General features: G+C 75.4%; 19 protein-coding genes, 1 pseudogene and 1 riboswitch. Of the genes and pseudogenes, 6 read left to right on the top strand and 14 right to left on the bottom strand.

The window, feature by feature from the left end; all coding sequences use genetic code 11:
* Window positions 1-11: 11 nt before the first annotated feature.
* Together ABT106_RS16110 and ABT106_RS16105 are read right to left on the bottom strand one after the other, a co-directional pair.
* Window positions 12-1598, bottom strand: coding sequence for a peptide MFS transporter (locus ABT106_RS16110; RefSeq protein ID WP_351277271.1), 1587 nt, complete (start codon window positions 1596-1598; stop codon window positions 12-14).
* 123 nt (window positions 1599-1721) lie between these two features.
* The gene (locus ABT106_RS16105; RefSeq protein ID WP_351277306.1) at window positions 1722-2567 is read right to left on the bottom strand and encodes a bifunctional 5,10-methylenetetrahydrofolate dehydrogenase/5,10-methenyltetrahydrofolate cyclohydrolase; all 846 of its coding nucleotides are present in this window, start codon (window positions 2565-2567) and stop codon (window positions 1722-1724) included.
* Window positions 2568-2625: 58 nt separating this feature from the next.
* Window positions 2626-2719, bottom strand: a riboswitch (ZMP/ZTP riboswitch).
* 57 nt (window positions 2720-2776) lie between these two features.
* Between ABT106_RS16105 and ABT106_RS16100 the strand changes: the two genes are divergently transcribed.
* Window positions 2777-3538: a class I SAM-dependent methyltransferase gene (locus ABT106_RS16100; protein WP_351277268.1), complete on the top strand. Its 762-nt coding sequence runs from the start codon at window positions 2777-2779 to the stop codon at window positions 3536-3538.
* A gap of 214 nt (window positions 3539-3752) precedes the next feature.
* Window positions 3753-5330 (top strand): RNA polymerase sigma factor, encoded by a 1578-nt coding sequence (locus tag ABT106_RS16095; protein WP_351277266.1) that lies wholly within the window; start codon window positions 3753-3755, stop codon window positions 5328-5330.
* Between the two features lie 130 nt (window positions 5331-5460).
* Here the strand turns inward: ABT106_RS16095 and ABT106_RS16090 are convergent, their stop codons facing one another.
* The 3 genes and pseudogenes from ABT106_RS16090 to ABT106_RS16080 all read right to left on the bottom strand — a co-directional run bounded on the left by ABT106_RS16090 (window position 5461) and on the right by ABT106_RS16080 (window position 9667).
* A complete protein-coding gene (locus ABT106_RS16090) occupies window positions 5461-6888 on the bottom strand; it encodes an amino acid permease (RefSeq protein WP_351277263.1) in 1428 nt (475 codons plus the stop codon).
* 75 nt (window positions 6889-6963) lie between these two features.
* Window positions 6964-9066 (bottom strand): annotated as a pseudogene (locus ABT106_RS16085) (phage holin family protein).
* 196 nt (window positions 9067-9262) lie between these two features.
* On the bottom strand, window positions 9263-9667 hold the full coding sequence (locus ABT106_RS16080; protein ID WP_351277261.1) for a hypothetical protein: 405 nt from the start codon (window positions 9665-9667) through the stop codon (window positions 9263-9265).
* Window positions 9668-9793: 126 nt separating this feature from the next.
* Here ABT106_RS16080 and ABT106_RS16075 point away from each other — a divergent pair, with 126 nt between their 5' ends.
* Both ABT106_RS16075 and ABT106_RS16070 read left to right on the top strand, forming a co-directional pair.
* A complete protein-coding gene (locus ABT106_RS16075; RefSeq protein WP_351277258.1) occupies window positions 9794-10570 on the top strand; it encodes an MBL fold metallo-hydrolase in 777 nt (258 codons plus the stop codon).
* Window positions 10567-11211 carry a DedA family protein gene (locus ABT106_RS16070; protein ID WP_351277255.1) on the top strand — a complete coding sequence of 215 codons (645 nt, stop codon included), beginning with the start codon at window positions 10567-10569 and terminating at the stop codon, window positions 11209-11211. The genes ABT106_RS16075 and ABT106_RS16070 overlap by 4 nt, the downstream gene beginning before the upstream one ends.
* Before the next feature lie 98 nt (window positions 11212-11309).
* Here the strand turns inward: ABT106_RS16070 and ABT106_RS16065 are convergent, their stop codons facing one another.
* Window positions 11310-12722 carry an amidase gene (locus tag ABT106_RS16065; RefSeq protein ID WP_351277253.1) on the bottom strand — a complete coding sequence of 471 codons (1413 nt, stop codon included), beginning with the start codon at window positions 12720-12722 and terminating at the stop codon, window positions 11310-11312.
* 206 nt (window positions 12723-12928) lie between these two features.
* The gene (locus tag ABT106_RS16060; RefSeq protein WP_351277251.1) at window positions 12929-14155 is read right to left on the bottom strand and encodes an aminotransferase class I/II-fold pyridoxal phosphate-dependent enzyme; all 1227 of its coding nucleotides are present in this window, start codon (window positions 14153-14155) and stop codon (window positions 12929-12931) included.
* 248 nt (window positions 14156-14403) lie between these two features.
* Between ABT106_RS16060 and ABT106_RS16055 the strand changes: the two genes are divergently transcribed.
* Complete coding sequence (locus ABT106_RS16055; protein ID WP_351277249.1) at window positions 14404-15222, top strand: methyltransferase domain-containing protein; 819 nt, start codon at window positions 14404-14406, stop codon at window positions 15220-15222.
* Window positions 15223-15295: 73 nt separating this feature from the next.
* Here ABT106_RS16055 and ABT106_RS16050 read toward each other — a convergent pair whose 3' ends face one another.
* From ABT106_RS16050 to ABT106_RS16040, 3 genes are all read right to left on the bottom strand, one after another.
* Entirely contained in the window at window positions 15296-17263 is a 1968-nt protein-coding gene (locus tag ABT106_RS16050; RefSeq protein ID WP_351277246.1) for a DUF5107 domain-containing protein, read from the bottom strand.
* Between the two features lie 156 nt (window positions 17264-17419).
* Window positions 17420-18319 (bottom strand): arginase family protein, encoded by a 900-nt coding sequence (locus tag ABT106_RS16045; protein ID WP_351277244.1) that lies wholly within the window; start codon window positions 18317-18319, stop codon window positions 17420-17422.
* Window positions 18320-18432: 113 nt separating this feature from the next.
* On the bottom strand, window positions 18433-18987 hold the full coding sequence (locus ABT106_RS16040; protein WP_351277242.1) for a GNAT family N-acetyltransferase: 555 nt from the start codon (window positions 18985-18987) through the stop codon (window positions 18433-18435).
* 35 nt (window positions 18988-19022) lie between these two features.
* On the opposite strand from ABT106_RS16040, the gene ABT106_RS16035 reads away from it, so the two are divergent.
* On the top strand, window positions 19023-19751 hold the full coding sequence (locus tag ABT106_RS16035) for a hypothetical protein (RefSeq protein WP_351277239.1): 729 nt from the start codon (window positions 19023-19025) through the stop codon (window positions 19749-19751).
* Window positions 19752-19864: 113 nt separating this feature from the next.
* Here the strand turns inward: ABT106_RS16035 and ABT106_RS16030 are convergent, their stop codons facing one another.
* The 4 genes from ABT106_RS16030 to ABT106_RS16015 all read right to left on the bottom strand — a co-directional run bounded on the left by ABT106_RS16030 (window position 19865) and on the right by ABT106_RS16015 (window position 24695).
* The gene (locus ABT106_RS16030; RefSeq protein WP_351277237.1) at window positions 19865-21853 is read right to left on the bottom strand and encodes a prolyl oligopeptidase family serine peptidase; all 1989 of its coding nucleotides are present in this window, start codon (window positions 21851-21853) and stop codon (window positions 19865-19867) included.
* A 13-nt stretch (window positions 21854-21866) separates the two neighbouring features.
* Window positions 21867-23234 carry a M20/M25/M40 family metallo-hydrolase gene (locus ABT106_RS16025; protein WP_351277235.1) on the bottom strand — a complete coding sequence of 456 codons (1368 nt, stop codon included), beginning with the start codon at window positions 23232-23234 and terminating at the stop codon, window positions 21867-21869.
* A 1-nt stretch (window position 23235) separates the two neighbouring features.
* On the bottom strand, window positions 23236-24069 hold the full coding sequence (locus tag ABT106_RS16020) for a M55 family metallopeptidase (protein WP_351277232.1): 834 nt from the start codon (window positions 24067-24069) through the stop codon (window positions 23236-23238).
* Between the two features lie 182 nt (window positions 24070-24251).
* Entirely contained in the window at window positions 24252-24695 is a 444-nt protein-coding gene (locus tag ABT106_RS16015; RefSeq protein WP_351277229.1) for an SRPBCC family protein, read from the bottom strand.
* Window positions 24696-25067: the final 372 nt, after the last annotated feature.

Genomic DNA, 25067 nt, shown 5'->3' with positions numbered 1-25067 from the left:
CGGCCCGGGCCTCAGGCCGTCCGGGCCGCGACGGCGGGCGTCCCGGACGCCGGGGCCTCGCCCGTGAGGGCCTTCAGCCGCCGGGTGAAGACGACCATCACGGCGCCCGCCGCGATCACCACGGCCCCCTGCCACAGGAAGTTGACGCTCTGCCCGATCACGGCGTCGAGCCGGGGCAGCTGCGCGCCGATCGCGTCGCCGGTGGCGGCGGCGAGGAACCAGACGCCCATCATCTGGTTGGCGAAGGCGCGCGGCGCGAGCTTGGTGGTGACCGACAGGCCCACCGGGCTCAGGCACATCTCGCCCATGACCTGGATGACGTACACGCCGACCAACCACATCAGGGAGACCTTCACGCCGGTGGACGCGATGGCGGCGGCGCCGGACATCACCACGAAGGACGCGCCGGTCAGCAGCAGGGCGAGGCCGAACTTGAGCGGGGTGCTCATCCGCCGGCCGCGGCGCACCCAGAAGGCGGCGAACAGCGGCGCCAGGACGATCACGAACAGGGAGGGCAGGGACTGCGTCCAGCTGGCCGGGACGTGCAGGCCGAACAGGCTGAGGTCGGTCTTCTGCGCGGCGAACAGGTTCAGCTCGCTGCCCATCTGGTCGTACACCAGCCAGAACAGCGTCGCGGCGAGGAAGAGCCAGACGTACGCCCGCAGCCGGGTCCGCTCCACGGGGGTCACCTTGGGGCTGCGGTACATCGACAGCAGCACGCCGGCGGGGACGACCACGGCGACGACGGTCAGCACGAAGGTGATGTTGTCGATGCTCAGGGCGTGTGCGGCGGCCAGCAGCCCGATCAGGGACGCGGTGAACACCAGCCCGTACGCGGACGAGCGGCGCATCCTCGTCCGCTCGGCGGGGGTCAGCCGGACCACGGGCTCCTCGCGCAGCTGCCGGGCGAGCCGGCGGCCGCCGAGGGCGTACTGGACCAGGCCGAGGGCCATGCCGACGGCGGCGGCGCCGAAGCCGAGGTGCCAGTCGACCTCCTCGCCGAGGTAGCCGACGACGAGCGGGGCGAGGACCGCGCCGAGGTTGATGCCCATGTAGAAGATCGAGTAGCCGGCGTCGCGGCGCTGGTCGTCGTCCGCGGCGTACAGGCGGCCCACCAGGGCGGAGATGTTCGGCTTCAGCAGGCCGGTGCCGATGACGATGAGGACCAGGCCGGGCCAGACGAAGGCCGGGCCGGGCACGGCCATCAGGGCGTGGCCCGCCATGATGACCACCCCGCCCCACAGGACGGCGCGGCGGGCGCCGAGGAAGCGGTCGGCGATCCAGCCGCCGGGCAGGGCGAGCAGGGAGATCATCGCCATGTAGACGCCTTCCACGGCCTCGGCCGTGCCCTGGTGCAGGCCCATGCCGCCGTGGGCGCGGGAGGCGGCGAGGAAGTGCACGAGGATGGCGACCATGCCGTAGAGGCTGAAGCGCTCCCACAGCTCGGTGAGGACGAGGGTGGCGAGGCCGCGCGGGTGCCGTCCGGTCGTGCGTCCGGTCGTGCGTCCGGCCTTGTGCCCGGCCGGCCCGCCCGGGGCCCGCTCGTCCGGTGCGCTCGGCTCCGGACCCTGCTCGCGCGTATCCATCGAGGCGTTCACCCACCCAGTGCAGCCCGGGCGGGCGGTGCGGGGATCGGTCCTTCGGCCCGTTACCCCCGGATACGCGACGCCCCGGACCGAAGGGCCCGGGGCGTTCGCCGTGCGTGGGGCGCGCGGAGCGGGTCAGAGGTCCGCGAGGTCCAGCCCGGCCTGCGCGGCGGCCGCCTGGACGGTCTGCTCCAGCAGGACGGCGATGGTCATCGGGCCGACCCCGCCCGGCACCGGGGTGATCAGCGAGGCACGGGCGGCGGCCGACGCGAAGTGCACGTCGCCGACGTTGCCCTCGTTGTACCCGGCGTCCAGGACCACGGCGCCCGGCTTGATGTCCTCGCCCCGGATGAACTCGGCCTTGCCGACGGCGGCGACCAGCACGTCCGCCTGGCGCACGATCGACGGGAGGTCGACGGTGCGGGAGTGACAGTAGGTGACGGTGGCGTTGCGCTCCAGCAGCAGCATCCCGGCCGGCTTGCCGAGGATCGCGCTGCGGCCGACGACGACGGCGTGCTTGCCCGTGAGGTCGACGTCGTAGGCGTCCAGCAGGCGCATGATGCCGCCTGGGGTGCAGGAGACGAAGCCCGGCAGACCGAAGCCCATGGCGGCGAAGGAGTGCATGGTGACCCCGTCGACGTCCTTGCCGGGGGTGATGGCCTCGAAGGCGGCGCGCTCGTCGATGTGGTGCGGGACGGGGTGCTGGAGCAGGATGCCGCTGATCTCCGGGTCCGCGGAGAGCGCGGTGAGGGCGGCCACCAGCTCTTCGGTGGTGGTCGCGGCGGGCAGCTCCACGTGGCGGGAGGTGATGCCGGCCTTGGCACAGCGGTTCTGCTTCATGCGGACGTACGTCACCGACGCGGGGTCCTCGCCGACCAGGACGGTCGCGAGGCAGGGCGCGGTGCCGGTGCGCGCGGTGATCGCGGCCGCGAGTTCGGCGGTCCGCTGCGAGATGCGGCGGGCGAGCGCGGTGCCGTCCATGAGCTGGGCACTGGTCTGGGCGGTCGTCACGGGGTCTCCTGAACGTCGCTGCGGGATAGCGGTTCGCCCAGGCGCGCGGCAGTCGGCGTACACACGTACGCCGGGCCGCTCCCCGGTGGTGATCCACCCGAACGCCAGTCACGGCCCGGCGTCCACTGTAGTCGACATATCCGGTGGTCCACCGGTACCCGGCCTGGGACGATCGAGGCATGACGCGTACTTTCGACCATCTTGTCGGCGAGGCCGAATCCGTCTCGGTGGACGGCTGGGACTTCTCGTGGCTCGACGGCCGGGCCACGGAACAGCGCCCCTCCTGGGGCTACCAGCGGATCCTGGGCGAGCGGCTGGCCGGGGTGGGCTCCGTCCTGGACATCCAGACCGGCGGCGGCGAGGTCCTCGCCGGGGCCGGTCCGCTGCCCCCGCTGACGGTCGCCACCGAGTCCTGGCCGCCGAACATCGAGAAGGCGACCCGGCTGCTGCACCCGCTGGGCGCCGCGGTGGTCGCGGACGCCGACGAGCCGCCGCTGCCCTTCGGCGACGGGGCCTTCGAGCTGGTGACCAGCCGCCACCCGGTGACCGTGTGGTGGGACGAGATCGCGCGCGTCCTGCGGCCGGGCGGCGCGTACCTCTCCCAGCAGGTCGGTCCGGCGAGCGTCTTCGAGCTCGTCGAGTACTTCCTCGGCCCCCAGCCGGAGCGGGTGCGGCGCGGCCGGCACCCCGACGACGCGGTCGCCGCGGCCGCCGGGGCGGGCCTGGAAGTGGTCGATCTGCGCTCGGAGCGGCTGCGGACGGAGTTCCATGACATCGGAGCCGTGATCTACTTTCTACGGAAGGTGATCTGGATGGTGCCCGGCTTCACGGTCGGGCGGTACCGGGACCGCCTGCGGGAGCTGCACGAACAGATCGAAAGCGACGGCCCGTTCGTCGCGCAGACCGCCCGCTTCCTGATCGAAGCCCGCAAAACGGGCTGACGGAAAAGGCGGACGGATCCACGCCGGATCGGTTGCGCGGCCACAGCGTGGCGCAGGTCACTCAATTCAGCGCGTAACGAATCGACTCGGGCATGCGATGAACCGACAGGGTCCTCGCGCGGCCCCGGAATACAGACCCCCCTCGGGTCTGTTTCCCGAGTTCGCGCGATGATGTCCCGCCCACCCCTTATTTGTTCGCAACGAGAGGCTCCTTGTGTCGCTCAGCCCGTCCCGTACGTTCCCTCCGGAGATCGCCGAATCGGAGGCCCTCGTCGCGCTCGTCGAGCGCGGCCGCGAGCAGGGTCACATCAACGGTGACGACGTGCGCCAGGCCTTCGAGGCCGGTCGCATCCCGGTGGACCAGTGGAAGCGGGTCCTGCGCAGCCTGAACCAGGTCCTGGACGAGGAGGGTGTCGCCCTTCACGTCAGCGCGGCTCCCGCCACCAAGGCCGCGGCCAAGAAGCCCCGCAAGGCGGCCGCCGCTCCGGCACGCGCCGTGACCAAGAAGGCGGCGGCCCCGCCCCGCCCCATCGGCGCGCGCAAGACCGCCGCCACGGCCACCGCTGCGGCGATATCCGCTTCGCCGGCCGCCGCGACCGAGGACGAGGCGGCGGCCGACGCCGGCGCCGAGCCGAAGAAGCGCACGGTCAAGAAGACCGCCGCCAAGAAGACGGCCGTGAAGAAGACGGCCGCCGCCAAGAAGACCGGTGCCAAGGACGCCGACGAGGGCGAGACCCCCGCCGTCGGCGAGGACTGGGCGGCCGAGGACCTCGCCGACGACGCCGAGGAGGAGACCCCCGCCAAGCCCGGCGGCACCGCGGGCTTCGTCCTGTCCGACGACGACGAGGACGACGCCCCGGCGCAGACGGTCATGGTGGCCGGCGCCACCGCCGACCCCGTCAAGGACTACCTGAAGCTGATCGGCAAGGTGCCGCTCCTCAACGCCGAGCAGGAGGTCGAGCTCGCCAAGCGCATCGAGGCGGGCCTGTTCTCCGAGTACAAGCTCGAAGAGGAGGAGGACCACAAGCCCGCCTTCAAGCGCGAGCTGGAGATCCTCGTCGAGGACGGCCGCCGGGCGAAGAACCACCTGCTGGAGGCCAACCTCCGCCTCGTGGTCTCCCTCGCCAAGCGCTACACCGGCCGCGGCATGCTCTTCCTGGACCTGATCCAGGAGGGCAACGTCGGTCTGATCCGCGCCGTGGAGAAGTTCGACTACACCAAGGGCTTCAAGTTCTCCACGTACGCGACCTGGTGGATCCGGCAGGCGATCACGCGGGCCATGGCCGACCAGTCGCGCACGATCCGCATCCCCGTGCACATGGTCGAGATCATCAACAAGCTCGCCCGTGTGCAGCGCCAGATGCTCCAGGACCTGGGCCGCGAGCCCACCCCGGAGGAGCTGGGCAAGGAACTCGACATGACCCCCGAGAAGGTCATCGAGGTCCAGAAGTACGGCCGCGAGCCGATCTCCCTGCACACCCCCCTGGGTGAGGAGGGCGACAGCGAGTTCGGTGACCTCATCGAGGACTCCGAGGCGGTCGTGCCCGCGGACGCGGTGTCCTTCACGTTCCTCCAGGAGCAGCTCCAGTCGATCCTGGGCACGCTCTCGGAGCGCGAGGCGGGCGTGGTCTCCATGCGCTACGGCCTCAACGACGGCCAGCCGAAGACGCTGGACGAGATCGGCCGCGTGTACGGGGTGACCCGTGAGCGGATCCGCCAGATCGAGTCCAAGACGATGTCGAAGCTGCGCCACCCCTCGCGTTCGCAGGTGCTGCGCGACTACCTCGACTGAGTCGGCCCGGCCTCCCGGGCCGGCCGGAAGGCCGGTCCCCGGGGGCTGAACGGCGGGGAGGCACCCCGCGGAACCAGGAAGGCGCGCTCGCGCCGGCTCCGCGGGGTGTTCCCGGCTGCCCGCCGCCGCGTCAGCGCGCGGAGGCCGTGCGCCGCTTCCGGGCCGCCGTCGCGGCGTACACGAGGACGCCGGCGAACAGCAAGAGCGCGCCCTGGCAGACCGCGGCGTAGCCGGAGCCGGCGACCAGCCACAGCGAGAAGCCGAAGGCCAGAGCGGCCAGGACGGTGTCGCGGACCAGGCGGCCGCGGTGCACGCGTTCGGCGCGGCCGGAGAGCAGGAAGTAGATCTGCGCGGCGGCGGACAGGAGGTAGGGGACGGTCGCCGTGAAGGTGGTGACCAGGACCAGGACCTCGAAGACGCCCTCCGGACCGGCCGTGTGGTGGTAGACGGTCAGGGCCGAGGCGAGGGTGACCGTGACGAGGACTCCGGCCACCGGGACGCCGCGCCGGCGCTTCGCGAAGACCTTTGGGAAGAGCCCGTCCTTGGCGGCGGCGTACGGGGTCTGCGCGCTGAGCAGGGTCCAGCCGTTCAGGGCGCCGATCATCGAGACCACGGCGGCCCAGGCGACCAGGGTGCCGCCCCAGGTGCCGCCGAACATGGCGTTGACCGCGTCGGTGAAGGGCGCCTGGGAGGTGACCAGGGTGTCGTGGGCGACCAGGCCGAACACGGAGAGGGTGCCCAGCAGGTAGACGGTCGCCGCGCCGGCGGTGCCGAGGATCGTGGCCCGGCCGACGTTGCGGGCCGGGTCGCGGACCTCTCCGGCGCTGACGGCGGCCGACTCGACGCCCAGGTAGCTGAACAGCAGGATCGCCGCGGAGGCCGAGACGGCGCCGGCCGCGCTCTGGCCGGTGGCCCGGAAGGGGCCGAGGTTGGCCGGGTCGAAGAAGAACAGCCCGCCGACGGCGACGAGCAGCAGCGGGGCGAACTTCAGCACGGTGGAGATCAGTTGGACGGCGCCCACGGCGCGGGTGCCCGCGAGGTTGGCGAGCGCCGGGAGCCACTGCACGGCGAGGGCCGCCAGGCACATCGACCACGCGTGGTCGCCGACGGCCGGGAAGAGCACGGTGAGGTAGCCGACGGCGGCGACGGCCAGCGCCGCGTTGGAGACCCAGGCCGTGATCCAGTAGCTCCAGGCGGCCAGGAAGCCCGCGAAGTCGCCGAACGCGGCGCGGGCGTAGACGTACGGCCCACCGGTCCGCGGGTGGCGCCGCGCGAGGCGGCCGAAGACGAGGGCGAGGGAGATCGCGCCGAGGGTGAGCACCGCGAACGCGACCAGGCTGATCGTGCCGAAGGGGGCCACCGAGGCGGGGAGGAGGAAGATCCCGCCCCCGATGATGTTTCCCATGACCAGGCAGGTGGCGACGGGGAGGCCGAAGCGGCGGGCGTGCCGGCCGTCCTGCGGGCGGGGCTCCGGGGCGGCGGGGTCTGCGGTGGCTCTCAGGGGCGCGGGGTCCTGTGGGGCGTCGCCCCGGGTCGCTGGGGCTGCGGTGCTGGTCATCGGGGGTGCGCCTCGGGATGTCTCACATGGTGGGCAGGTCGCCCCATGGTCGGCCAGCGCGGAGGGCGCTCCAAATCAGCGGGTTTCGTCCCGTACGGCACCCTCTACGGAAGGAAGGGTTCCGCCTGTGGCCCCCTCCGGCCGGTGATTCTCCGCCACAGGATCCACCGGGACCTGCGGACCGTCCGCCTCGCGCAGCCAGCGCCGCAGTACGCCGTGCACCGCCTCCGCTCCGACCAGGCCCGCGCCCGGCTCCGACAGCACGGTCGGCCACATCAGGAACGGGTGCCCCTGTTCCCCGCCGAGTCCGCCGTGCGAGCCGATCTGCTCCTCGAAGGCGTGCACCGTCCCGGTCTCGGGGTCGTACGCCGAGTTCACCATGACGTCCGCCACGTGCGGGAAGGTGTCGGTCCGCCGGACCGCCGCGGCGGCGCCCGGGCCGAAGGGGGCCAGCAGCGCCTCCGCCGCGCCGGGGACGTCGAGCCGGGCCTGCGCCCCGCCCGGGCCGAGCACCACCCCGTCGACCAGCAGGAAGCCGACGCCCGGATGGTTGGCCAGCGTCGTCAGCAGCGCCGGGTGCGCCCGCTCGATCCCCTCCCGCGTGGCGCGGCCGGGGACGTCCGGGAAGGAGATCAGCCCGAGGTTGCCGGACGCGAGCACCACCGGGTCGGAGCCCGGCCCCGGGTGGGCCTCCTCACCCTCCTCCACCGGCCGGTGGAGGGCGGCGAGGAAGGCGGCCCGGGCCTCGGCTCCACTGCGGGTACGGCCCGCCCGGCGCGAGACGGGCAGCCCGCAGCCCGCCCGGACCAGGTCCTTGAGGGTGAGCCCGTACCGGCCGAGGAAGGTCTCCCCCGGGCTCTGGCCGTGGTCGGAGAGCAGGACGACCCGGTAGGCCCGCGGTGCGTGCTCGGCGACCCTGCCGATCAGCGCGAGGCTGCGGTCGAGGCGCGCCAGCACCTGGTCGGTGTCCCGGCCGCGCGGGCCCGAGTGGTGGGCGACCTCGTCGTAGGCGACCAGGTCGGCGTAGACCGAGGCGCGGCCGGCGAGCATGTCGCCGATCACCGCCGCCACGACCACGTCCCGTTCGACGACGGTGGCGAAGGCCCGGATCAGCGGGTAGAGCCCGCCCCGGCCGATCCGCGGCTCCTCCTCGCGCAGCCGCGCCCGGACCGACTGGCCGATCTCGCGGCCCACCTCGGCGACGAAGGACAGCGCGGTGCGCACCGCGTTGGCCGGGTCGCTGAAGTACGCGAAGTAGCCCGCGCGGGACCGGTTCGCGGGGCCGCGCCGGGCCGAGACGGAGAGCACCAGTGCCAGTTGGTCGGCGCCGCCGCTGAACAGGTTGCCCCGGCTGGCGCCGTCCAGGGTGAGCAGGCCGCCGTCACCGGTGCGCGCGATGGCCCGGCGCTGGAGCTCGGCGGCGCTGGTGGGCCGGTTGCAGACCACCACCTCGCCGGTGTCCTTCTCGTACCAGCGGAACGCGGGCACGTCGAAGGTGGAGCCGTGCAGGATGCCGAGCTGGCTCGCGCCGGTCTGGCTGGACCAGTCCGTACGCCACGACGTGACCCGGTGGCCGCTGTCCAGCAGGCCGGCCACCGTCGGCATCAGCCCGCTGCCCGCCGCGTTGCTCATCACCTCTCACTCTACGGCGTCTAGGTGTAGGAAGTGCAGCCCGGGCGGGGCCGCGCCGGCCCCCGGCGCCCCGGCCCGGCGCTGGCGGCGGCGGCGCCGGTCGGCGAGGCGGTAGAGGCGCCTGCGGTACGCCTCGTCGTCGCGTACGGCGAGCGCGGTGGAGGTCGCCGACGCCACCGCGGACATCACCGCGGCGACCACCACCGCGGTGTCGGGGGCCACCTCGCCGCCCGAGGGGACCAGGCTGAGGGCGATCAGCAGCAGCGAGCCGTTCAGGAAGAAGACGAGCAGCCCGAGCACCAGCGCGGGTACCAGCAGCAGGGCCCGGACCACGACGGGCCAGACGAGCGCGCTCAGCAGGCCGAAGGCCCCGGCGCCCCAGGCGGCGGTCAGCCCGATCTGCGTGACGCTGTCACCGTCGCCGGACCGGAGCCGGAAGTCCGGCAGGATCCCGGCCAGGGCGAGCATCGTGAGGGTGGACACCGACCAGACGAGGACCACCCGCACCAGGGCGGCGCCCGTGTTCCGCCACCGTCCTCGCGACACACCGCACCCGCCTCACCGTCCCGCCCCTGGGGCCCGGCCTCAAGGCTCGCACAACCGCGCTCACCCGGCCGGGCGACACCGGCCGCGCACGGATGTTCGCGACCGCGGGTCAGGGGGTGCGCGCCAGGGCGTGCTTCAGGTCGCGTGCCTCAGGTCGCGTGCCTCAGGTCGCATACCGCCGGTCACGTCCCTCAGGTCACGTGCCGTCGTAGCCGGCGGTCGGCATGGACATCCGGCGGTGCACCTCGGCCTTCATCCCGGAGGTGTAGGCGGGCTCTTCGTACCCCGCGGTCTCCAGCCGTACGCCCCGGCGCCCGCACTCGGCGGCGAACTCCTCGACGGAACGCAGCGCCCGGGCCAGCACCCGGCGGTTGGCGGCGACGAACAGGTCGACCTCCCCCGCGTCCACACCCGACCACAGCCCGCAGTGGTCCGGACGCATCCCGTAGACGAGCAGCTGACGCGTCACCACGTAGCCGTGGTCCGCGGCCCAGCGCGCACACATCGCCTGCTGGCTGCGGGTGTCCACGGCGAAGGGGTCCGCGTCCAGGTCCTCGAGCGGGGTCAGGCTGGCGATAGCGGCCACGCGCAGCTCTTCCATGGCCCCCGACCCTACTCGGATCCGGTGCCGGGGAGGAGGGGTCCGCCGACTCCGGTTCGGGGCGGATCGGCGGGGCAGGCTCTGGCACTAGGCTCGGTGGCGGACGTGCGACGGAGGGAGGCCCGGGTGCCGGTCGAGATCACGTGGTGGGGGCACGCCACATGCACCGTCGAGGACTCCGGGGTTCGGCTGCTGACCGACCCGCTGTTCGCGCGGCGCCTCGCGCACCTGCGGCGGCGGCGCGGCGCGCCGCCCCCGCCCGAAGCGGCGCTCGCGGACGTCGTGCTCGTGTCGCACCTGCACTCCGACCACCTGCACCTCCCCTCCCTGTCGCTGCTCGCGCCCGGAACCCGGCTGCTCGTGCCGCGCGGCGCCCGCCGTGCGGTGCCGGGACTGGCCCGGACCGCCGGGCAGCGGGGCCTGGCCGTGACGGAGGTGGCGCCGGGCGACGAGGTCTCCGTACGCGCCGGGGTGCGGGTGCGGGCGGTCAGTGCCCGGCACGACGGCCGGCGGCTGCCGTTCGGGCCCCGGCTCGCGCCGGCGCTCGGGTACGTCGTCGAGGGTGCGGCGCGCACGTACTTCGCCGGTGACACCGGACTGTTCGACACGATGGCCGAGGAGGTCGGTCCGGTGGACGTGGCCCTGCTGCCCGTGGGCGGCTGGGGCCCGTACCTCGGTCCGGGTCACCTGGACGCCGGGCGGGCGGCGCGGGCGCTGGCCGAGCTGGCCCCGGCGGCGGCGGTCCCGGTGCACTACGGGACGTACTGGCCGATCGGGATGGACGCGGTGCGGCCGCACGAGTTCCACGCGCCGGGCGAGGAGTTCGTGCGCCACGCGCGACGGCTCGCGCCCAAGGTGACGGTACGGGCCCCCGCGCACGGCGAGCGGGTGCGGCTGCCGTGAATCCGCTCGACCTGGCGGCGGCGGCCGGACAGGCGCCGCCGGAATCCGCCCGGCAGGCGCTGGGGTATCCGGCGCTGTTCGTCCTGGTGGCGCTCGGGGCGCTGGTGCCGGTGATCCCCACGGGCGCGCTGGTGAGTTCGGCGGCGGTGGTGGCGTTCCACCACCAGTCGCCGCCCTACGGGGTGTTGCTGGTGGTCGGGGTCGCGGCGGTGGCCGCGTTCACCGGGGACGTCGCGCTGTACTGGCTCGGGCAGCGCGGGGTGCGTTCGCGGGGCGGCTCGCGGTGGCTGGAGCGGCTGCGCGGCCGGGCCACGCCCGAGCGGCTGGAACAGGCGCAGACGAAGCTGGACGAGCACGGGGTGCTGGTGCTGGTGGTGTCCCGGCTGCTGCCGGCGGGCCGCATCCCGGTCATGCTGGCCTGCCTGCTGGCGGAGCTGCCGCTGCGCCGCTTCGCCCACGGCGACGCCCCGGCCGCTCTCGCCTGGGCCGCCACGTACGGTCTGATCGGCATCCTGGGCGGCGCGCTCTTCACGGAACCGTGGAAGGGCGTGGCGCTGGCCGTCGCCCTGACCCTGCTGATCAGCGTGGGACCGGCGCTCTGGCGGCGGCTCAGGGCGGAGCGGTCGGCCGGACCGGCCTGACCCGTCCGACGGGTCCGCCGGGCGGCGGCGGGTGCGGCGCACGGCGGCGGGTGCGGCGCACGGCGGCGGGGCTGCGCCCTGGCTGAGGGCGCGCCGCGTCACTCGGGGAGGACGGGCCTGCGGCCCGCCCACGGCCGCACGGCTTCCAGCTGTGCGGCCACCGCCACGAGGGTGGTCTCGTCGTGTTCCCGGCCCACCAGCTGGACCGCCAGCGGCATCCCGTCCGCCCCTGTTCCGGCGGGCACGGAGGCGGCGGGATGGCCCGTGACGTTCCACAGCGCGGTGTACGCGATCATCGGGAACGAGCGCGCCATCGCACGGAACAGGCCCGTGCCGTCCAGGGCGCCGACGCGCCGCGGCCGTGCGGCGAGGGTCGGGGTCAGCAGCACGTCGACCTCGTCGAACACCCGGTTCGCGCGGACGGCCATCCGCTCCCCGGCGCGGACCGCCCGCTCCACGACGGCCTCGGGTGCCAGCCGGGCCAGCCGCAGCGTCTGCCGGGTGCGCCGTTCCAGGAGCTCCGGCCGCTCCATCGCCGCCGCCTCGGACCGGACCCCGCCGCCGAACTGCGGGAGGAACGCCGCCGTGGTGTCCGGATAGCGCGGATCGACCGGCCGCACGTCGTGGCCCAGCTCGCGCAGCGCCCGTACGGTCTCGCGCAGGGCCCGCACGTGGTCGGGGTGCGGGCGTACCCCGGGCACCGCGGCCTTCGCCGAGTACCCGATCCGCAGCCTGCCCGGGTCGGTGGACGCCGCCGCGGTGAAGCTCGTACGGGTGGGCCGCGCGGTCCAGCGGTCTCCGGCGGCGGGTCCGCTGAGGACGTCGTACAGGACGGCGCTGTCCAGCACGGTGCGGGTGAGCGGTCCCACCGTGCCCAGGGCGTACCAGAGGTGCGGGTGGGGGGCGGTGGAGACGCGGCCCCGCTGCGGTTTGAGGCCGAACAGGCCGCAGCAGGCCGCCGGGATGCGGATCGAGCCGCCCCCGTCGCCGCCGAGCGCGGCCGCGACCAGTCCGGCCGCGACGGCGGCGGCGCTGCCGCCGCTCGAACCGCCGGTGGTCCGGGCGGTGTCCCAGGGGTTGCGGGTATAGCCGTGGGCCGCCGACTCCGTGAACGGCCACTGGCCGAACTCCGGCATGGCGGTCTTGCCGACGATCACCGCGCCGGCCGCCCGCAGCCTGCGCACCGCCTCGGAGTCGCCGACGGCCGGGGTGCGGTTGGCGGCGCCGCCGAAGGTCGTGACCTCGCCCTCGACGTCGAGTTCGTCCTTGACCGCGACCGGCACGCCCTCCAGGGGGCCGGTATCCGCGCCGGACGCGCGTGCGGCGTCCCGGGCGTCGGCCTCGGCCAGGGCCCGGTCGGCGCGGACCACCCGGAACGCGCCCAGATGGCCGTCGATCCGCGCGGTGCGGCGCAGGGATGCCTCCACCAGCCGCCGGGCGGTCACCTTGCCCGCGCGGACGAGTTCGGCCTGCCGCGCGACTCCCAGGTACAGCAGCTCCGCGTCGTCCATGTGTGCGCGCCTCCCGGGAACGGACCGGACCTCGGGTGGGGTCTGGTCCGCACGGTGTTGTCCAGCGGTGTTGTCCGGCGGTGTTGTCCGGCCGTCTCGTCCGGCTGGGGTGATCTTGAGCAGCGGACGGAGCGTATCCGCCGTGCGGTGCCCGCACAATGGCGCGGGCGTCCGGCCCGCGGCGGCGGGGCGGGCGGGGGCCGGCGTCAGGCGAGCCCGCGCAGGACGGACCCGAGCCGCTCCAGGGACCTCCGTACGTGCGGGAGTTCCAGCGGGTCCCGGGCGGTGAGCGCGGCCAGCCGCTCCCCGGGGTCCGCGCCCAGCAACGGCCCGGTCGACAGCCTGACCCGCAGCGCGACCGACTCGTCCGCGAACCGCTGCCCGCCCGGGGTGGGCGCGCCGAGCCGGCCGCCCAGCCAGTCCTCCAGCTCCATGGCGTCGCCGACCCCCTGCCGGGCGAGTCCGGCGCGCAGCGGGGTCAGGTCGGCGTACACGTGCCGGCCGGCCCGCGGGGGCCTGGCCAGCGCCCCGACGGCGAGCAGCTCGCGGTGTGCGGCGGCGGCCACCGCACCGTGCAGGGCCGCGGCCGCGCGGGCCCGTTCGGCGACGGCGACCGGCTCGTCGAGGGCGTACGCGGCGGCTCCCGCGACCGGTCCGGCCGTGAGCGCGCCGGTCGCGGTGAGGACGTCGAGGGTGCGGGCGCGCAGCCAGGTCCCGCGCGGGGTGCCGGGGAAGCGGACCACGGCGGCCGGCCAGCCCGCGGGCAGCAGCGACCCGGCCAGGTCGACCAGGACGGCGGCCTGGTCGGGAAGCATCTCGGCGGGACTCAGGACCAGGGTCTCGTGCGGCCGGTGCAGGGTGTCGCGCCAGCTCTCGTCGCTGACGACGAACAGCCCGGCCGACTCTGCGGCCTCGCATGCCTCGCGGAGCATCTCCGGCGGCGGCACGGTCGCGGTCGGGTCGTCGGCGACCGACAGGAGCAGGAGGCGCGGGTCGCCGCCCTCGGCGCGCACCCGTCGTACGGTCTCCAGCAGCGCGTACGGGTCCGGTACGCCGCCGCACTCGGCCGGGGTCGGCACGTGGTACGCCCGTCGTCCCAGCAGTCGGACCTGCGGCGTCCACCAGGCGGGACAGGGGCGGGGCAGCAGCACATCGCCCCCGTACGCGCCGATCAGCGCGAGCAGCAGCGCGGGCGCGCCGGGGCCCGCGATGACGTTCTCCGGGGTGGTCGCCAGCCCCCGGCGTCCCCAGTACCGGCAGGCGGCCTCGCGTACGGACCTCCCGCCGCCCACGGGCTCGGGCGCCGCGCGCCCGGCGGCCGCGGCGAGCACCGAGACCAGCTCGGGCAGCACGGGCAGGCCCGGCTGGGGCGCGGGAGGGCCGTACCGGACCGGACCGCGGCCCTCCGCCGTCGTGCGCTGCGTCGCCGCCACCGCGTCCCGCCTTCCGGACTCGTCCCGCCGACCCGCCTGACCTTGAGTGACCTTCAGCCGACCCGCCTGACCTTTATACGATGGTGCACCCCGCCATGCCCGTTGTCGTGCCGCGGAGCGGCGGCCGGCCGCCGAGGGCCCGCCGCCTTGGCACAGCAGAGCGGTGTCCACATGCCGAAACCGTCATCTCGAATGACGAACGCATCCCCTACGGTTGGGAGCATCCCTTCGACGACGAGGAGCCGGTCATGGACGCCCCCAAGGAGACCGCCGTCTACACGCACGGCCACCACGAGTCGGTGCTGCGCTCGCACCGGTGGCGCACCGCCGAGAACTCGGCCGCGTACCTGATCGGCGAGCTGCGCCCCGGCATGTCGGTGCTGGACGTCGGCTGCGGCCCGGGCACGATCACGGCGGGTCTGGCGGAACGCGTCGCACCGGGCGGCCGGGTCACCGCCGTGGACGCCGCCGCGGGCGTCGTGGACCAGGCCCGCCGGTACGCGGCGGAACGCGGCCTGACGGGCATCGAGTTCGCCACGGCCGACGTCCACGCCCTGGGCTTCCCCGACGACTCCTTCGACGTGGTCCACGCCCACCAGGTGCTCCAGCACGTCGGCGACCCGGTCCGGGCCCTGCGCGAGATGCGGCGGGTGTGCCGTCCCGGCGGGATCGTGGCCGCGCGGGACGCCGACTACGCGGCCATGACCTGGTATCCGGCGACCCCCGGCCTGGACGAGTGGCTGAGCCTGTACCGCCGGGTCGCCCGCGCCAACGGCGGCGAGCCGGACGCGGGCCGCCGGCTGCGCGCCTGGGCCCGCGAGGCGGGCTTCACCGAGGTCGCGTCCTCGGCGACGTCGTGGTGCTACGCCACCCCCGGGGAGGCCGCCTGGTGGTCGTCCCTGTGGGCGGACCGTACGACGGCCTCGGCCTACGCCGACATCGCCACCCGCGGCGGCCACGCGACGCCCGCGGAGCTGGCCACCGTCGCCGCGGCCTGGCACGCCTGGGGCGCGGACCCGGACGCCTGGTTCTCGGTCCTGAACGGCGAGGTCCTCTGCCGGGCGTGAACCGCGGCCCCCGCCGGGGCCGTGCGGCACTCCGCCGTCGCCGTCTCCGCCCCGCCGGACCGGCCGGTACGGCCTACTCCGGCGGCCGCATCCGGAAGTCGTAGCGGGCCGGCAGGGGCCGGTCGGTGAGGGAGGCCCAGACCTCGCCGAGGGACTCCTCGCCCTCCCGGAGGTCCGGGATCTCGAAGCCGTCCTCGAAGACCCGCCGGGCGGCCGCCACGTGTCCCTCCGCCGCCAGGAGACGCGCCGCCAGCAGCCGGAAGCGCCCCTGGTCCCGCTGGGCCGGCCGCAGCCGGTCCCAGACCCGGCGGGCCTCGGGCAGCCGCCCCGCTGCCAGCAGGGCCTCCATCGCCTCCCGGCCCAGCGCCGATTCCGCCGCGGTCCACAGCTCGCCGCCCCGGCTCTCCACGGCCAGGTCCTCGAAGGCCGCCGCGAAGCCGTCCGCAGCCCGCTCCGGGGCGCCGGCCAGCGCGTCCGCCACCGCCAGGCACCGCAGCAGCGGCCACCTCGACGGGGCCGGCGCCAGCCCGCGCTCCCAGCTCCGTACGGCCTGGGCCACGTCGCCCGCGTGCCACTGCGCCACGCCCAGGTGGTATTCGGTCAGCGGGTCCGCCGGGGCCGTCTCCAGCATGTCCCGCCAGTGCGCGGCGACCAGGCTCGGCCCCGGCGGCGCCTCCCGGCGCTGGGCCGGGAAGACACCCGTGCGCCACAGCTCCAGCCACGGCGCCTGCTCTTCGCCCAGCGTCGACTCCTCGAACGGCGTGCCCGGCAGCTCGAAGCCCGCGCGCAGCACCTCCAGGGCGCCCCAGCCCGTACCGGCGGCCAGCCGCTCCCCCGGTTCGGTGTCGGCGCAGCCGCGCCACGCCTCGTACGCCGCGTCCACCCGTTCCCGGGGCAGTACGGCCTCCAGCGCGGCCCCGGCGGCGCCGGACGCCGCCGGCCAGTCGGGCCCGTGCACCGCGCCGGGGTCCGCGGCGAGCGGGCCGTACGCCTCCAGCCAGCTGAACTCCGCCCCGCCGTCCAGCCGTACGTGCTCCAGCTGTGTGCGGGCCAGCCCGGCCTGGATCTCCGCGTAGCCGCCCGTGCCCGGCTCGGTCAGCCACTCCTGCCAGCGGCGGCCGCCCCGGCCCGCTCCCCAGGCGAACAGCTTGCGCCCGCGCAGCCGCCCGGTGGAGGTCTGCACGAGCCCCTCGCCGGCGGCGTCCAGCGAGGCGATCCAGGGCCGCTCGCCGCTGCGGACCTCGTAGAAGAAGTCGGCGGGGTACGCGCCGGCCGCCGGATACGTGCGGTCGGCGCCCTCCCACTCGGGCACCGGGACGCGGTGCGGGGCGCCCCCGTACCCGAAGTGCCAAGCCTCGTCCGCGGGGGCCAGGACCCGCGTGCCCGGCTCCTCCGGGACGGCGGTGTTGGACCACCAGTACACGGGGGCGGGCCGCTCGTGGGGGTTGCGCACGCGGACGCCGACGTACAGGAACTCCGAGTCGCCGGGCAGCCACAGGTCCACCTGGAACGGCAGGTCGCGCAGCCGCTCCCACTCCCACAGCCGGACCATCACGCCACCGTCGGGGGCCTGGACGAGCGCGGCGTGCAGGGGGGCGCAGGAGAGCGCGGAGTGGCCGGTGGCCCCGGTGTTCCACTCGATGCCGCCGGAGAACCAGGCGCCGTTCAGGGCGAAGTCGGCGGGCTGGAACACCGGGTTGCGGTAGAGCAGTTCGCGGCCGGTGGGCAAGTGGACGAGCGAATGGACCCGGCCGCCGAGGCCGGGCAGGACGGTGGCCCGCAGGTACTCGTTCTCGATGACGATCGTGTCGAACCCGCGCTCGGAGCGGTCGCGCCGGTAGCCGTCCCGGATCCGGACGGGCAGCAGGGAGCGCAGCGCCCCGTACCCGATCTGCCGCACCGAGTCGCGCGGCAGCCCGGCGAGCGCGCGCTCGTCCGGGACGTGGACGGCGTCGGGCGCGCGCAGGGCGGGCAATGGGTTCTCGGGGCCCAACGGGGCGGCGGGCAGGGTCAGTACGGCGCGTCGGACGGTGGTGGCCATGGGAAAGGGGAACACGCCGCGGCGGCCCGTGCACAGGGGTTCCGCGCAGGACCACCGGTCAGGATGACGCGAAGGCCCCCGTGCGCGACCCCGCGCGGCGCCGCGCACGGGGGCCGGACCGGCGGGGAACGGGGCGGCCGGCGCGGCCGGCGGCGCTCACGCGAAGGCGCCGGCGACCAGGTCCGCGAGGAGGACGCCGGCGCGGCCGTCCGGGTCGAGGTCCGGGTCGTAGATGGTGACGTTGAGGCCGACGCAGCGCGGCGAACGCACCAGCACCCCGAGCAGTTCGGCCAGTTCGTCGGGGACGAGGCCGCCGGGGTCCGGGCTGTCCACCGCCGGCATCACGCCGGGGTCCAGCACGTCCGCGTCCAGGTGCACCCAGAACCCGGCGGTGTCCGGCGGGTGCAGCCCGTCCAGGGCGGCCCGCGCCACCGGCCCGGCGCCGCGCTCGCGGATCTCCCCGACGGTGGCCGTCCGGATCCCGGCCGCCCGCAGCTCGGGCAGGTCCGCGTCCCCGTCGCGCAGCCCGAAGAGCCGTACGTCCTCGTCGCGCAGGTACGGCCGCAGCCCCTCCAGGTCCGTGAGACCGGCCTGCCCCCGGCCGGTGCCCAGGGCCAGCTCCTCGCCGCCCGCGGCGCCGACCGGGCCGTTGACCGCCGCGTTCCCCGGGTGGCGGAAGTCGGCGGAGCCGTCGATCGCGGCCAGCCCGTACCGCCCGATGCGGCGCATGGCCAGGGACGCGCCGAGCTGGATGGAGCAGTCCCCGCCGAGCACGACGGGGAACTCCCCGTCGCGCAGGTGCCGTTCGACGCGGTCGGCGAGGGCCACGGTGTACGCGGCGAGGGCGTCGGCGTGGAACACGCCGTCGCCCTCCTTCCAGTCGCCGCGGTCATAGCGCGGCGGGACCACCACCCCGCCCTCCCGCGCGCCGAGCCGGGCCAGCAGGCCCTGCTCGCGCAGGGCTCCGGCGAGTTTGTACACCCCGGGCACCGTGCCGGGCGCGGGCGGTTTCAGACCGAGGTTGGACGGGGCGTCGAGGAGCACGAGGGATCGCATGCACCCATCCTGCGCCACGGCGCCCGGCGCCACGCGGTCCTGCGCGACGCGGTCCTGTGCCCGCGACGCGGTCCAGTGTCACGCGCCCCGCGCCGCGTCGACCCGTGCCGCCCTCAGCCGCGCGGCCTGGTGGCCGTGACGGCCCACCGCTCGTGGTCGCGCCAGGCCCCGTCGACGTGGAGGAACTCCGGTGACAGCCCCTCCAGCCGGAAGCCCGCACCGCGGACGAGGGCGATCGAGGCGGCGTTGCCGGGCTGGACGTTGGCTTCGAGGCGGTGCAGCCCGAGGCCCTCTCCCTCCGGGGCGAAGGAGTGGTCCAGGACCAGGGCGAGGGCCTCCCGGAACAGGCCCCGGCCGGCGGCGTGCGCGAAGGCGCCGTAGCCGAGGGCGCCGCACTGGAAGGCACCGCGCACGATGTTGTTGACGTTGACGAAGCCCGCGATGGCGCCGGTGGCGAGTTCGCAGGCCAGGAACCCGGCGCGGCCGTCGCCGCCGGCCAGCCGGGCCGCGTACGGCTCGAACTCCTCCAGGGTGGCGGGCGGGAACAGCCAGGGACGGTGGAGCTCGCGGCTCTCGTGGACGCGGGCGGTGAATTCGGGCCCGTCGGCGGTCCGGAGGGGGCGCAGGCCCACCCGGCCGCCCTCGCGGAGGTACGTGGAAAAGGACATCCGTCCAGGTTAGGAGGTGTGACAGGATCCCCGGCGTGATCACCGCCCACGACCCGCACACGCTCCTGCTCGCGGCGGCGCTCGACAACGCCGCGTGGTGCGACGCGGTCTGCCGCGCCCACGGACTCCCGGGCGAGTCCACCGCGGACGCCTGGACCAGCCCGCGGCGCACCCCGCCGCTGTACCCGGACGCGGTGACGCTCACCCCGGGCGGCGCGTCGGCGGCCGCGCTGCTGGCGGCGATCGACACCGGCTCCCCGGGCTGCTCGGTCAAGGACAGCTTCGCGGCGCTCGACCTGGGCCCGGAGGGTTTCCGGGTGCTGTTCGAGGCGCAGTGGATCCACCGCCCCGCCGGGCCCCCGGCACCGGTCGGCGGACCGCCTCTGGAATGGTCCGGGGTCGCCGGCGCCGGGGAGTTGCGGCAGTGGGAGGCCGCCTGGGGCGACGGGGAGCACACCGGCCTGTTCCGGCCGGGCCTGCTGACCGGCGGAACCGCCTTCCTGGCGGGCCGCGCCGACCGCGGCGGCCGGATCGTCGCCGGGGCGGTCGTGCACCGCACCGGGCCCGTCGTCGGCGTCTCCAACCTGTTCGCCCGCGGCGACACGCCCGTCGGCGCCGCCTGGGCGGGCGCCCTCGCCGCCGCCGCGGCCCGCTGGCCGGGGCTGCCGGTGGTCGGCTACGAGTCGGGGGACGACCTCGCCGCCGCCGTCCTGGCCGGCTTCACCCCCCTCGGCCGGCTCCGCGTCTGGATCGCGGCGTCCTGAGCGGCCGGAGCCGGCGGGGCAGCGTTCACGCCTGAGCGGCCGGAGCGGGACGGGCACGTTCCCGCCTCAGCGGCCGGAGCGGGACGGGCCCACCGTTCACCGGCCCGTCGCGCTCACGGCTCCAGCCGCAGCAGGGGCACGTCGGCCCGCTCGATGCCGAAGACCTGGGCGTACAGGGACAGTTCGGCCTCCAGCGCCCGGATCATGGTCTCCGCCCGCCGGAAGCCGTGCCCCTCGCCCTCGAAGGTCACGTAGGCGTGCGGCACCGGCCGGCCCCGCAGGGCCGCCAGGAAGCGCTCGGCCTGCGCCGGCGGGCAGACCGCGTCGTCCAGCCCCTGGAGCAGCACGAACGGCGCCGTGATCCGGTCGGCGCGGGACACCGGCGAACGCTCGCGGGAGCGCGCCGCGAGGATCCGCGCCGGCCCGGCCAGGCCGTCGATGTAGTGGGACTCCAGGTCGTGGGTCTCCTCCGCGAAGCCGGTCAGGTCCAGCACGGGGTAGATGATCGCGGCGCAGGCGTAGAGCGGGGCGGCCGCCAGCGAGGCCGCCGCCGTCCAGCCGCCGGCGCTGCCGCCCCGGATGGCGAGGCGGTCGGGGTCGGCGGTGCCCTCGGCGGCCAGCGCCCGGGCCACGGCCGCGCAGTCCTCGACGTCGACCACGCCCCACTGCTCGCGCAGCCGCTCGCGGTAGGCACGTCCGTAGCCGGTGGACCCGCCGTAGTTCACCTCGACGACTCCGATGCCGCGCGAGGTGAAGTAGGCGATGTGCAGGTCGAGTACGGGAGGCACGTGGTCGGTGGGGCCGCCGTGCGCCCACACCACGTACGGGGGCAGCTCGTCGGCCGCGGCCCGCCAGGCGGGGTGGTGCGGCGGGTAGACGTGCGCGTGGATCTCGCGGTTGTCGGGGCCGGGGAAGGTGCGGCTCTGCGGCTCCGGATAGTAGGCGGGGTCCACCGGGTCGACCCCCTCCGCGCCGACCACGCGGGCGTGGCCGGTCGCGGTGTCCAGCTCGACCACCTCGTACGCGCTGCGCGGGCTGGCGGCGACCCCGTAGACCCGGGTGCCGCTGACGGCGAGCGTGGGCTGCCAGGCCGTCCAGGGGCCGGCGGCGTCCACGAGGTCCCCGCTGTCGGGGTCCAGGACGCCGAGCACCGAGGAGCCCTGTCCGTGCAGCACGGCGACGAGCCCGTCGGGGAGCGCGGCGATCCAGCGCAGCCCCGGCTTCCACAGCGGGCCGCCGAACTCCTCCTCCCGGGGGCACAGGTTGACGGCGTCGCCGCCCTCCGGGTCCACCCGGTACGGGTTCCACCAGCCGCCGCGGTCGCTCACGGCGAGGAGGGTCCCGCCGGGCGTCCACTCCACCTGGGCGACGGACTCCTCGGGGCCGCCGAGCACGGTGCGGGCGCCGGTCAGCTCCCCGTCGGCGGTGACCTCGGCGAGCCGCAGCTCGGTTCCGTCCCAGGGCATCCGGGGGTGGTCCCACACGATCCAGGCCGCGCGCCGCCCGTCCGGGGACAGCCGGGGGCCGGTACTGAACCGGTGCCGGGCGTCGGTGAGTTCCCGGACCCGGGAACGGTCCGCGGCGGCCGATCCGTCGAGCGGGACCGCCGCCAGCACCCGGCGTACGTCGGTGGGCGCGGGCCCGGTGAACTCCTCCAGCACGCACCACACTTCGGCGCCGCGCAGGACCGGGTCGGCCCAGCGCGGCCCGCCGCCGACGGAGGACGGCGGGGTGAGGGGCCGGGGGTCGGGCCCGCCGGGGGCGTCCGGTTCGAACGCGTACAGGCGCTGGTCGGCGAAGTGGACGAAGACCACCAGGGGCCCGCCCGCGGGCCGTTCGGCACCCGCCCAGGGCCGGCCGCCGTACTCGGTGAACCGGCTGCGCACGTTCCACGGCGCGGGCAGCGCCGTGACCTCGGGCCCGTCGTCGGCGGGGCGGCGGCGCACCAGGGTGCGGCGGCCGCCCTCCTCGGGCCGGGGTTCGGTCCACCACACCTCGGAGCCGACCGTGCCGACGTACTCGGGGCGCCCGTCGAGCGAGGCGGCAAGGGCCGCGTCGATCGGCGAGGGCCAGCTTCCGTAGGGCCGGGTCACCGCCGCCATCACAGGGTCTCCCTCACAGGGTGCGCAGCGCGTGGTCGAGGACGCGGACGCCGAAGTGCAGGGCCTCGACGGGCACCCGCTCGTCCACGCCGTGGAAGAGGGACCAGTAGTCGAATCCGGGCGGCAGCTTCAGCGGGGAGAAGCCGTAGCCGGTCACCCCGAGCCGGGAGAACTGCTTGGCGTCGGTGCCGCCCGCCATGCAGAAGGGGACCACGTGCCCGTCCGGGTCGAACCGCTCGACGGACTCGCGCAGGATCCCGTACGTCCGCCCGTCCACCGGGGCCTGGAGGGCGACCTCCCGGTGGTGGAACTCCCAGCGCACGTCCGGTCCGGTGAGCGCGTCCAGGGTGGCGGTGAACTCGGCCTCGCCGCCGGGCAGCATCCGCCCGTCCACGTAGCCAGTGGCCTGGCCGGGGATCACGTTCAGTTTGTAACCGGCGCTGAGCATGGTCGGGTTGGCGCTGTTGCGCAGGGTCGCCTCGACCAGGGCGGCGGCGGGGCCGAGTTCGGCGAGGACGGCATCGAGGTCGAAGCCGGGGGCCCGGGGGTCCACCGACAGGCCCTGGAGGGAGGCGAGTTCGGTGATGCAGGCGGTGACGGTGTCGGTGAGCCGGACCGGCCAGGCGTACTCGCCGATCCGGGCGACGGCGGCGGCGAGCCGGCTGACCGCGTTGGCGCGGTTGGGCTTGGAGCCGTGTCCGGCGGTGCCGTGGGCGGTCAACTTCAGCCAGGCGGTGCCGCGTTCACCGGCGGCGATCGGGTAGAGGGGTCTTCCGGGCCCGGCGTGCACGGTGAAGGCGCCGGACTCGCTGATGCCCTCGGTACACCCCTCGAAGAGGTGCGGGTGGTGGTCGGCGAGGAAGCCCGCGCCGTCGACGGCGCTGTCCTCCTCGTCGGCGGTGTAGGCGATCACCACGTCCCGGCGCGGCCGGACGCCGGCGCGCGCCCAGGCCCGTACGACGGCCAGGACCATCGCATCCATGTTCTTCATGTCGACGGCGCCGCGGCCCCAGACCACGCCGTCGCGGACCTCGCCGGAGAAGGGGTCCACGCTCCAGTCGGCGGCCTCGGCCGGGACCACGTCGAGGTGGCCGTGGACGAGGAGGGCGTCGGCCGAGGGGTCGGTGCCCTCGATCCGGGCCACCACGTTGGTGCGGCCCGGGGTCCGCTCCAGCAGGACCGGCTCCAGCCCGGCGGCCGCGAGCCGCTCGGCGACGTACTCGGCGGCGGGACGCTCGCGGCAGTCGCCGCCGCCCCGGTTGGTGGTGTCGATCCTGATGAGGCCGGAGGTGAACTCGACGGCCTCGTCGAGCGCGACCCGGTCCACGGCGGCGGCCGGAGCCACGGCGGCGGCCGGGGCCTCGGCGGTGACTGCGGGCATGTCAGCCATACTGCTCCTCCACGGCCGCCGAGACGACCGTCGTGACCGCTTTGAAGGCGCGGATCCCCTCGTACATCGTCTCGCTGGCGTACGCGACCCTGCGCTCCCCGCACCGTTCGACGCCCGGCACCACGGTGGCGGCCATGGCCAGGTGCTCGGCGTCGAACTCCAGCTCCACCGCGAAGGGGCCGCCCCGTACGGGCTCGTGGCACACGGCGAGGGCCGCGGCCTCCTGGGCGGCGGCGCGGATGTCGGCGGCGGTGCGGGCGGGGGTCCGGCAGACGGCGGCGTAGCGCGAGACGTGGTCCTTGACCGCGACGGTCACCGCGCCGGGGGCGTAGCCGGCCGCGTCGACGCAGGTCAGGTCGTCGCCGGTGACGAGGACGACCGGGACGCCGTACTCGGCGACGACGTGTGCGTTCAGCAGGCCCTCGCTGGCGCGGACACCGTTGACCCAGACTCCGGTGATGGAGTTGGCGAGGTAGGTGTGGGCGAGGACCCCTTCGGTGCCGGCGCCCGTGTGGTAGCCGACGAAGGCGATGCCGTCGACGTCGCCGTGCTGCACGCCCTCGACCATGGAGAGGGTCTTGTGGCGGCCGGTGAGCATCTCGGCGCGGGCGTCGAGCTTCTCCAGCAGCAGGTTGCGCATGGTCCAGTGCGCCTCGTTGATGACGACCCGGTCGGCTCCGCCGTCGTAGAAGCCGAGGACGGCGGCGTTCACGTCGGAGGTGAACAGGGACCGGCAGCGCTCCCACTGGGGCGTGCCCGGCAGCACGTCGGCGGGCCAGGTGACGCCGGTGGCGCCTTCCATGTCGGCGGAGATGAGGATCTTCATCGGGCCCCCGGGCGGTCGGTCGCGCGCGTACGACGGCACGCGCGCAGGGCCCCACCCTAGCCGTCGGCCCCGTCGGCGCCCCGGGGGCCACGCCCGGCTTCCGGGGGCGGCGGCCCGGGCCGCCGCCGGGCCGGGAAGTCCACCCGAACCGGTGAGCCGCCGGGGCGCGGACGCGGGGGCGCTCAGCCCTCGGTTTCGGCGGCCAGGTTGACCAGCAGGGTGTCGTAGATCCGGCCGAGGCCCTTGGGGGCGAAGGTGCGCTCGAAGAAGCCGCCGATGCCGCCGGCGCCGTTCCACACGGTGGAGACGACGACCTTCGCCTTGCCCTCGCCGGCCGGGGTGACGACCCAGGTGGTGACCATGGAGGAGTTGCGGTCGGTCTCGACCAGCTGTCCGTCGGTCGGCTCGGTGACCTCCAGCAGGCAGTCGCGCACGCGCTTGCTGGTGGCCTGGAGCTTCCAGTGCACGAGGGTGCCCTCGCCGTCGCCGCCCTCGCGCACCTCGTACTCGCTGAAGTGCTCGGGCAGCAGCTTGCCCCGGGTGCCGGCGTAGTCCGCCAGCGCGTCGAACACGGTCTCCGCGTCGGCCGCGATGATCCGCTCCGTGGTGGCCTCGACCTGCGCCATGGCTGTTCCTCCAGCAGTTGTGATCGCTCGTCACGGCGAAGCCAACCACCTCCGGCCCGGGCACCCAAATCCGGGGCCGCACCGGCGCCGGTCCGGACATCCGGCGATCCCGCCCGCACGAAGACGGGAACGTCCGTTCCGTTCCCGGGGCCGGACCACCGGGGGGAGACGCTCACGCGCCGGGACCGTGCGGGCGGCGGGCGGGGGCCTTCCGGAACCGCTGAACCGACCCCCCGGACGCCGCCGCCGGGACGCCACCGCCGGGACGCGGCCGGCGCGGCCTCGGTGACACCCCTGGTACTCCATCTGCGGCCGGGCGCGGGCGGGCGGTTCACGTCCCGGCCCGCCGGGCTCCCGGGCGCGCCGGGGGCC

It is taken from the genome of Streptomyces sp. NPDC002044 (assembly GCF_040296725.1).
GTDB classification, from domain to species: Bacteria; Actinomycetota; Actinomycetes; order Streptomycetales; family Streptomycetaceae; genus Streptomyces; species Streptomyces antarcticus.
The sequence above is the reverse complement of the archived record's forward strand: the minus strand, read 5'-3'. Positions and strand labels throughout refer to the sequence as shown.

Bases quoted from the DNA above. Each gene is read 5' to 3' on its own strand.
- ABT106_RS16105 (WP_351277306.1), bottom strand. From the start codon at position 2,567: ATGGACGGCACCGCGCTCGCCCGCCGCATCTCGCAGCGGACCGCCGAA.
- ABT106_RS16100 (WP_351277268.1), top strand. From the start codon at position 2,777: ATGACGCGTACTTTCGACCATCTTGTCGGCGAGGCCGAATCCGTCTCG.
- ABT106_RS16090 (WP_351277263.1), bottom strand. From the start codon at position 6,888: ATGACCAGCACCGCAGCCCCAGCGACCCGGGGCGACGCCCCACAGGAC.
- ABT106_RS16080 (WP_351277261.1), bottom strand. From the start codon at position 9,667: ATGGAAGAGCTGCGCGTGGCCGCTATCGCCAGCCTGACCCCGCTCGAG.
- ABT106_RS16065 (WP_351277253.1), bottom strand. From the start codon at position 12,722: ATGGACGACGCGGAGCTGCTGTACCTGGGAGTCGCGCGGCAGGCCGAA.
- ABT106_RS16055 (WP_351277249.1), top strand. From the start codon at position 14,404: ATGGACGCCCCCAAGGAGACCGCCGTCTACACGCACGGCCACCACGAG.
- ABT106_RS16050 (WP_351277246.1), bottom strand. From the start codon at position 17,263: ATGGCCACCACCGTCCGACGCGCCGTACTGACCCTGCCCGCCGCCCCG.
- ABT106_RS16045 (WP_351277244.1), bottom strand. From the start codon at position 18,319: ATGCGATCCCTCGTGCTCCTCGACGCCCCGTCCAACCTCGGTCTGAAA.
- ABT106_RS16040 (WP_351277242.1), bottom strand. From the start codon at position 18,987: ATGTCCTTTTCCACGTACCTCCGCGAGGGCGGCCGGGTGGGCCTGCGC.
- ABT106_RS16030 (WP_351277237.1), bottom strand. From the start codon at position 21,853: ATGGCGGCGGTGACCCGGCCCTACGGAAGCTGGCCCTCGCCGATCGAC.
- ABT106_RS16025 (WP_351277235.1), bottom strand. From the start codon at position 23,234: ATGCCCGCAGTCACCGCCGAGGCCCCGGCCGCCGCCGTGGCTCCGGCC.
- ABT106_RS16020 (WP_351277232.1), bottom strand. From the start codon at position 24,069: ATGAAGATCCTCATCTCCGCCGACATGGAAGGCGCCACCGGCGTCACC.
- ABT106_RS16015 (WP_351277229.1), bottom strand. From the start codon at position 24,695: ATGGCGCAGGTCGAGGCCACCACGGAGCGGATCATCGCGGCCGACGCG.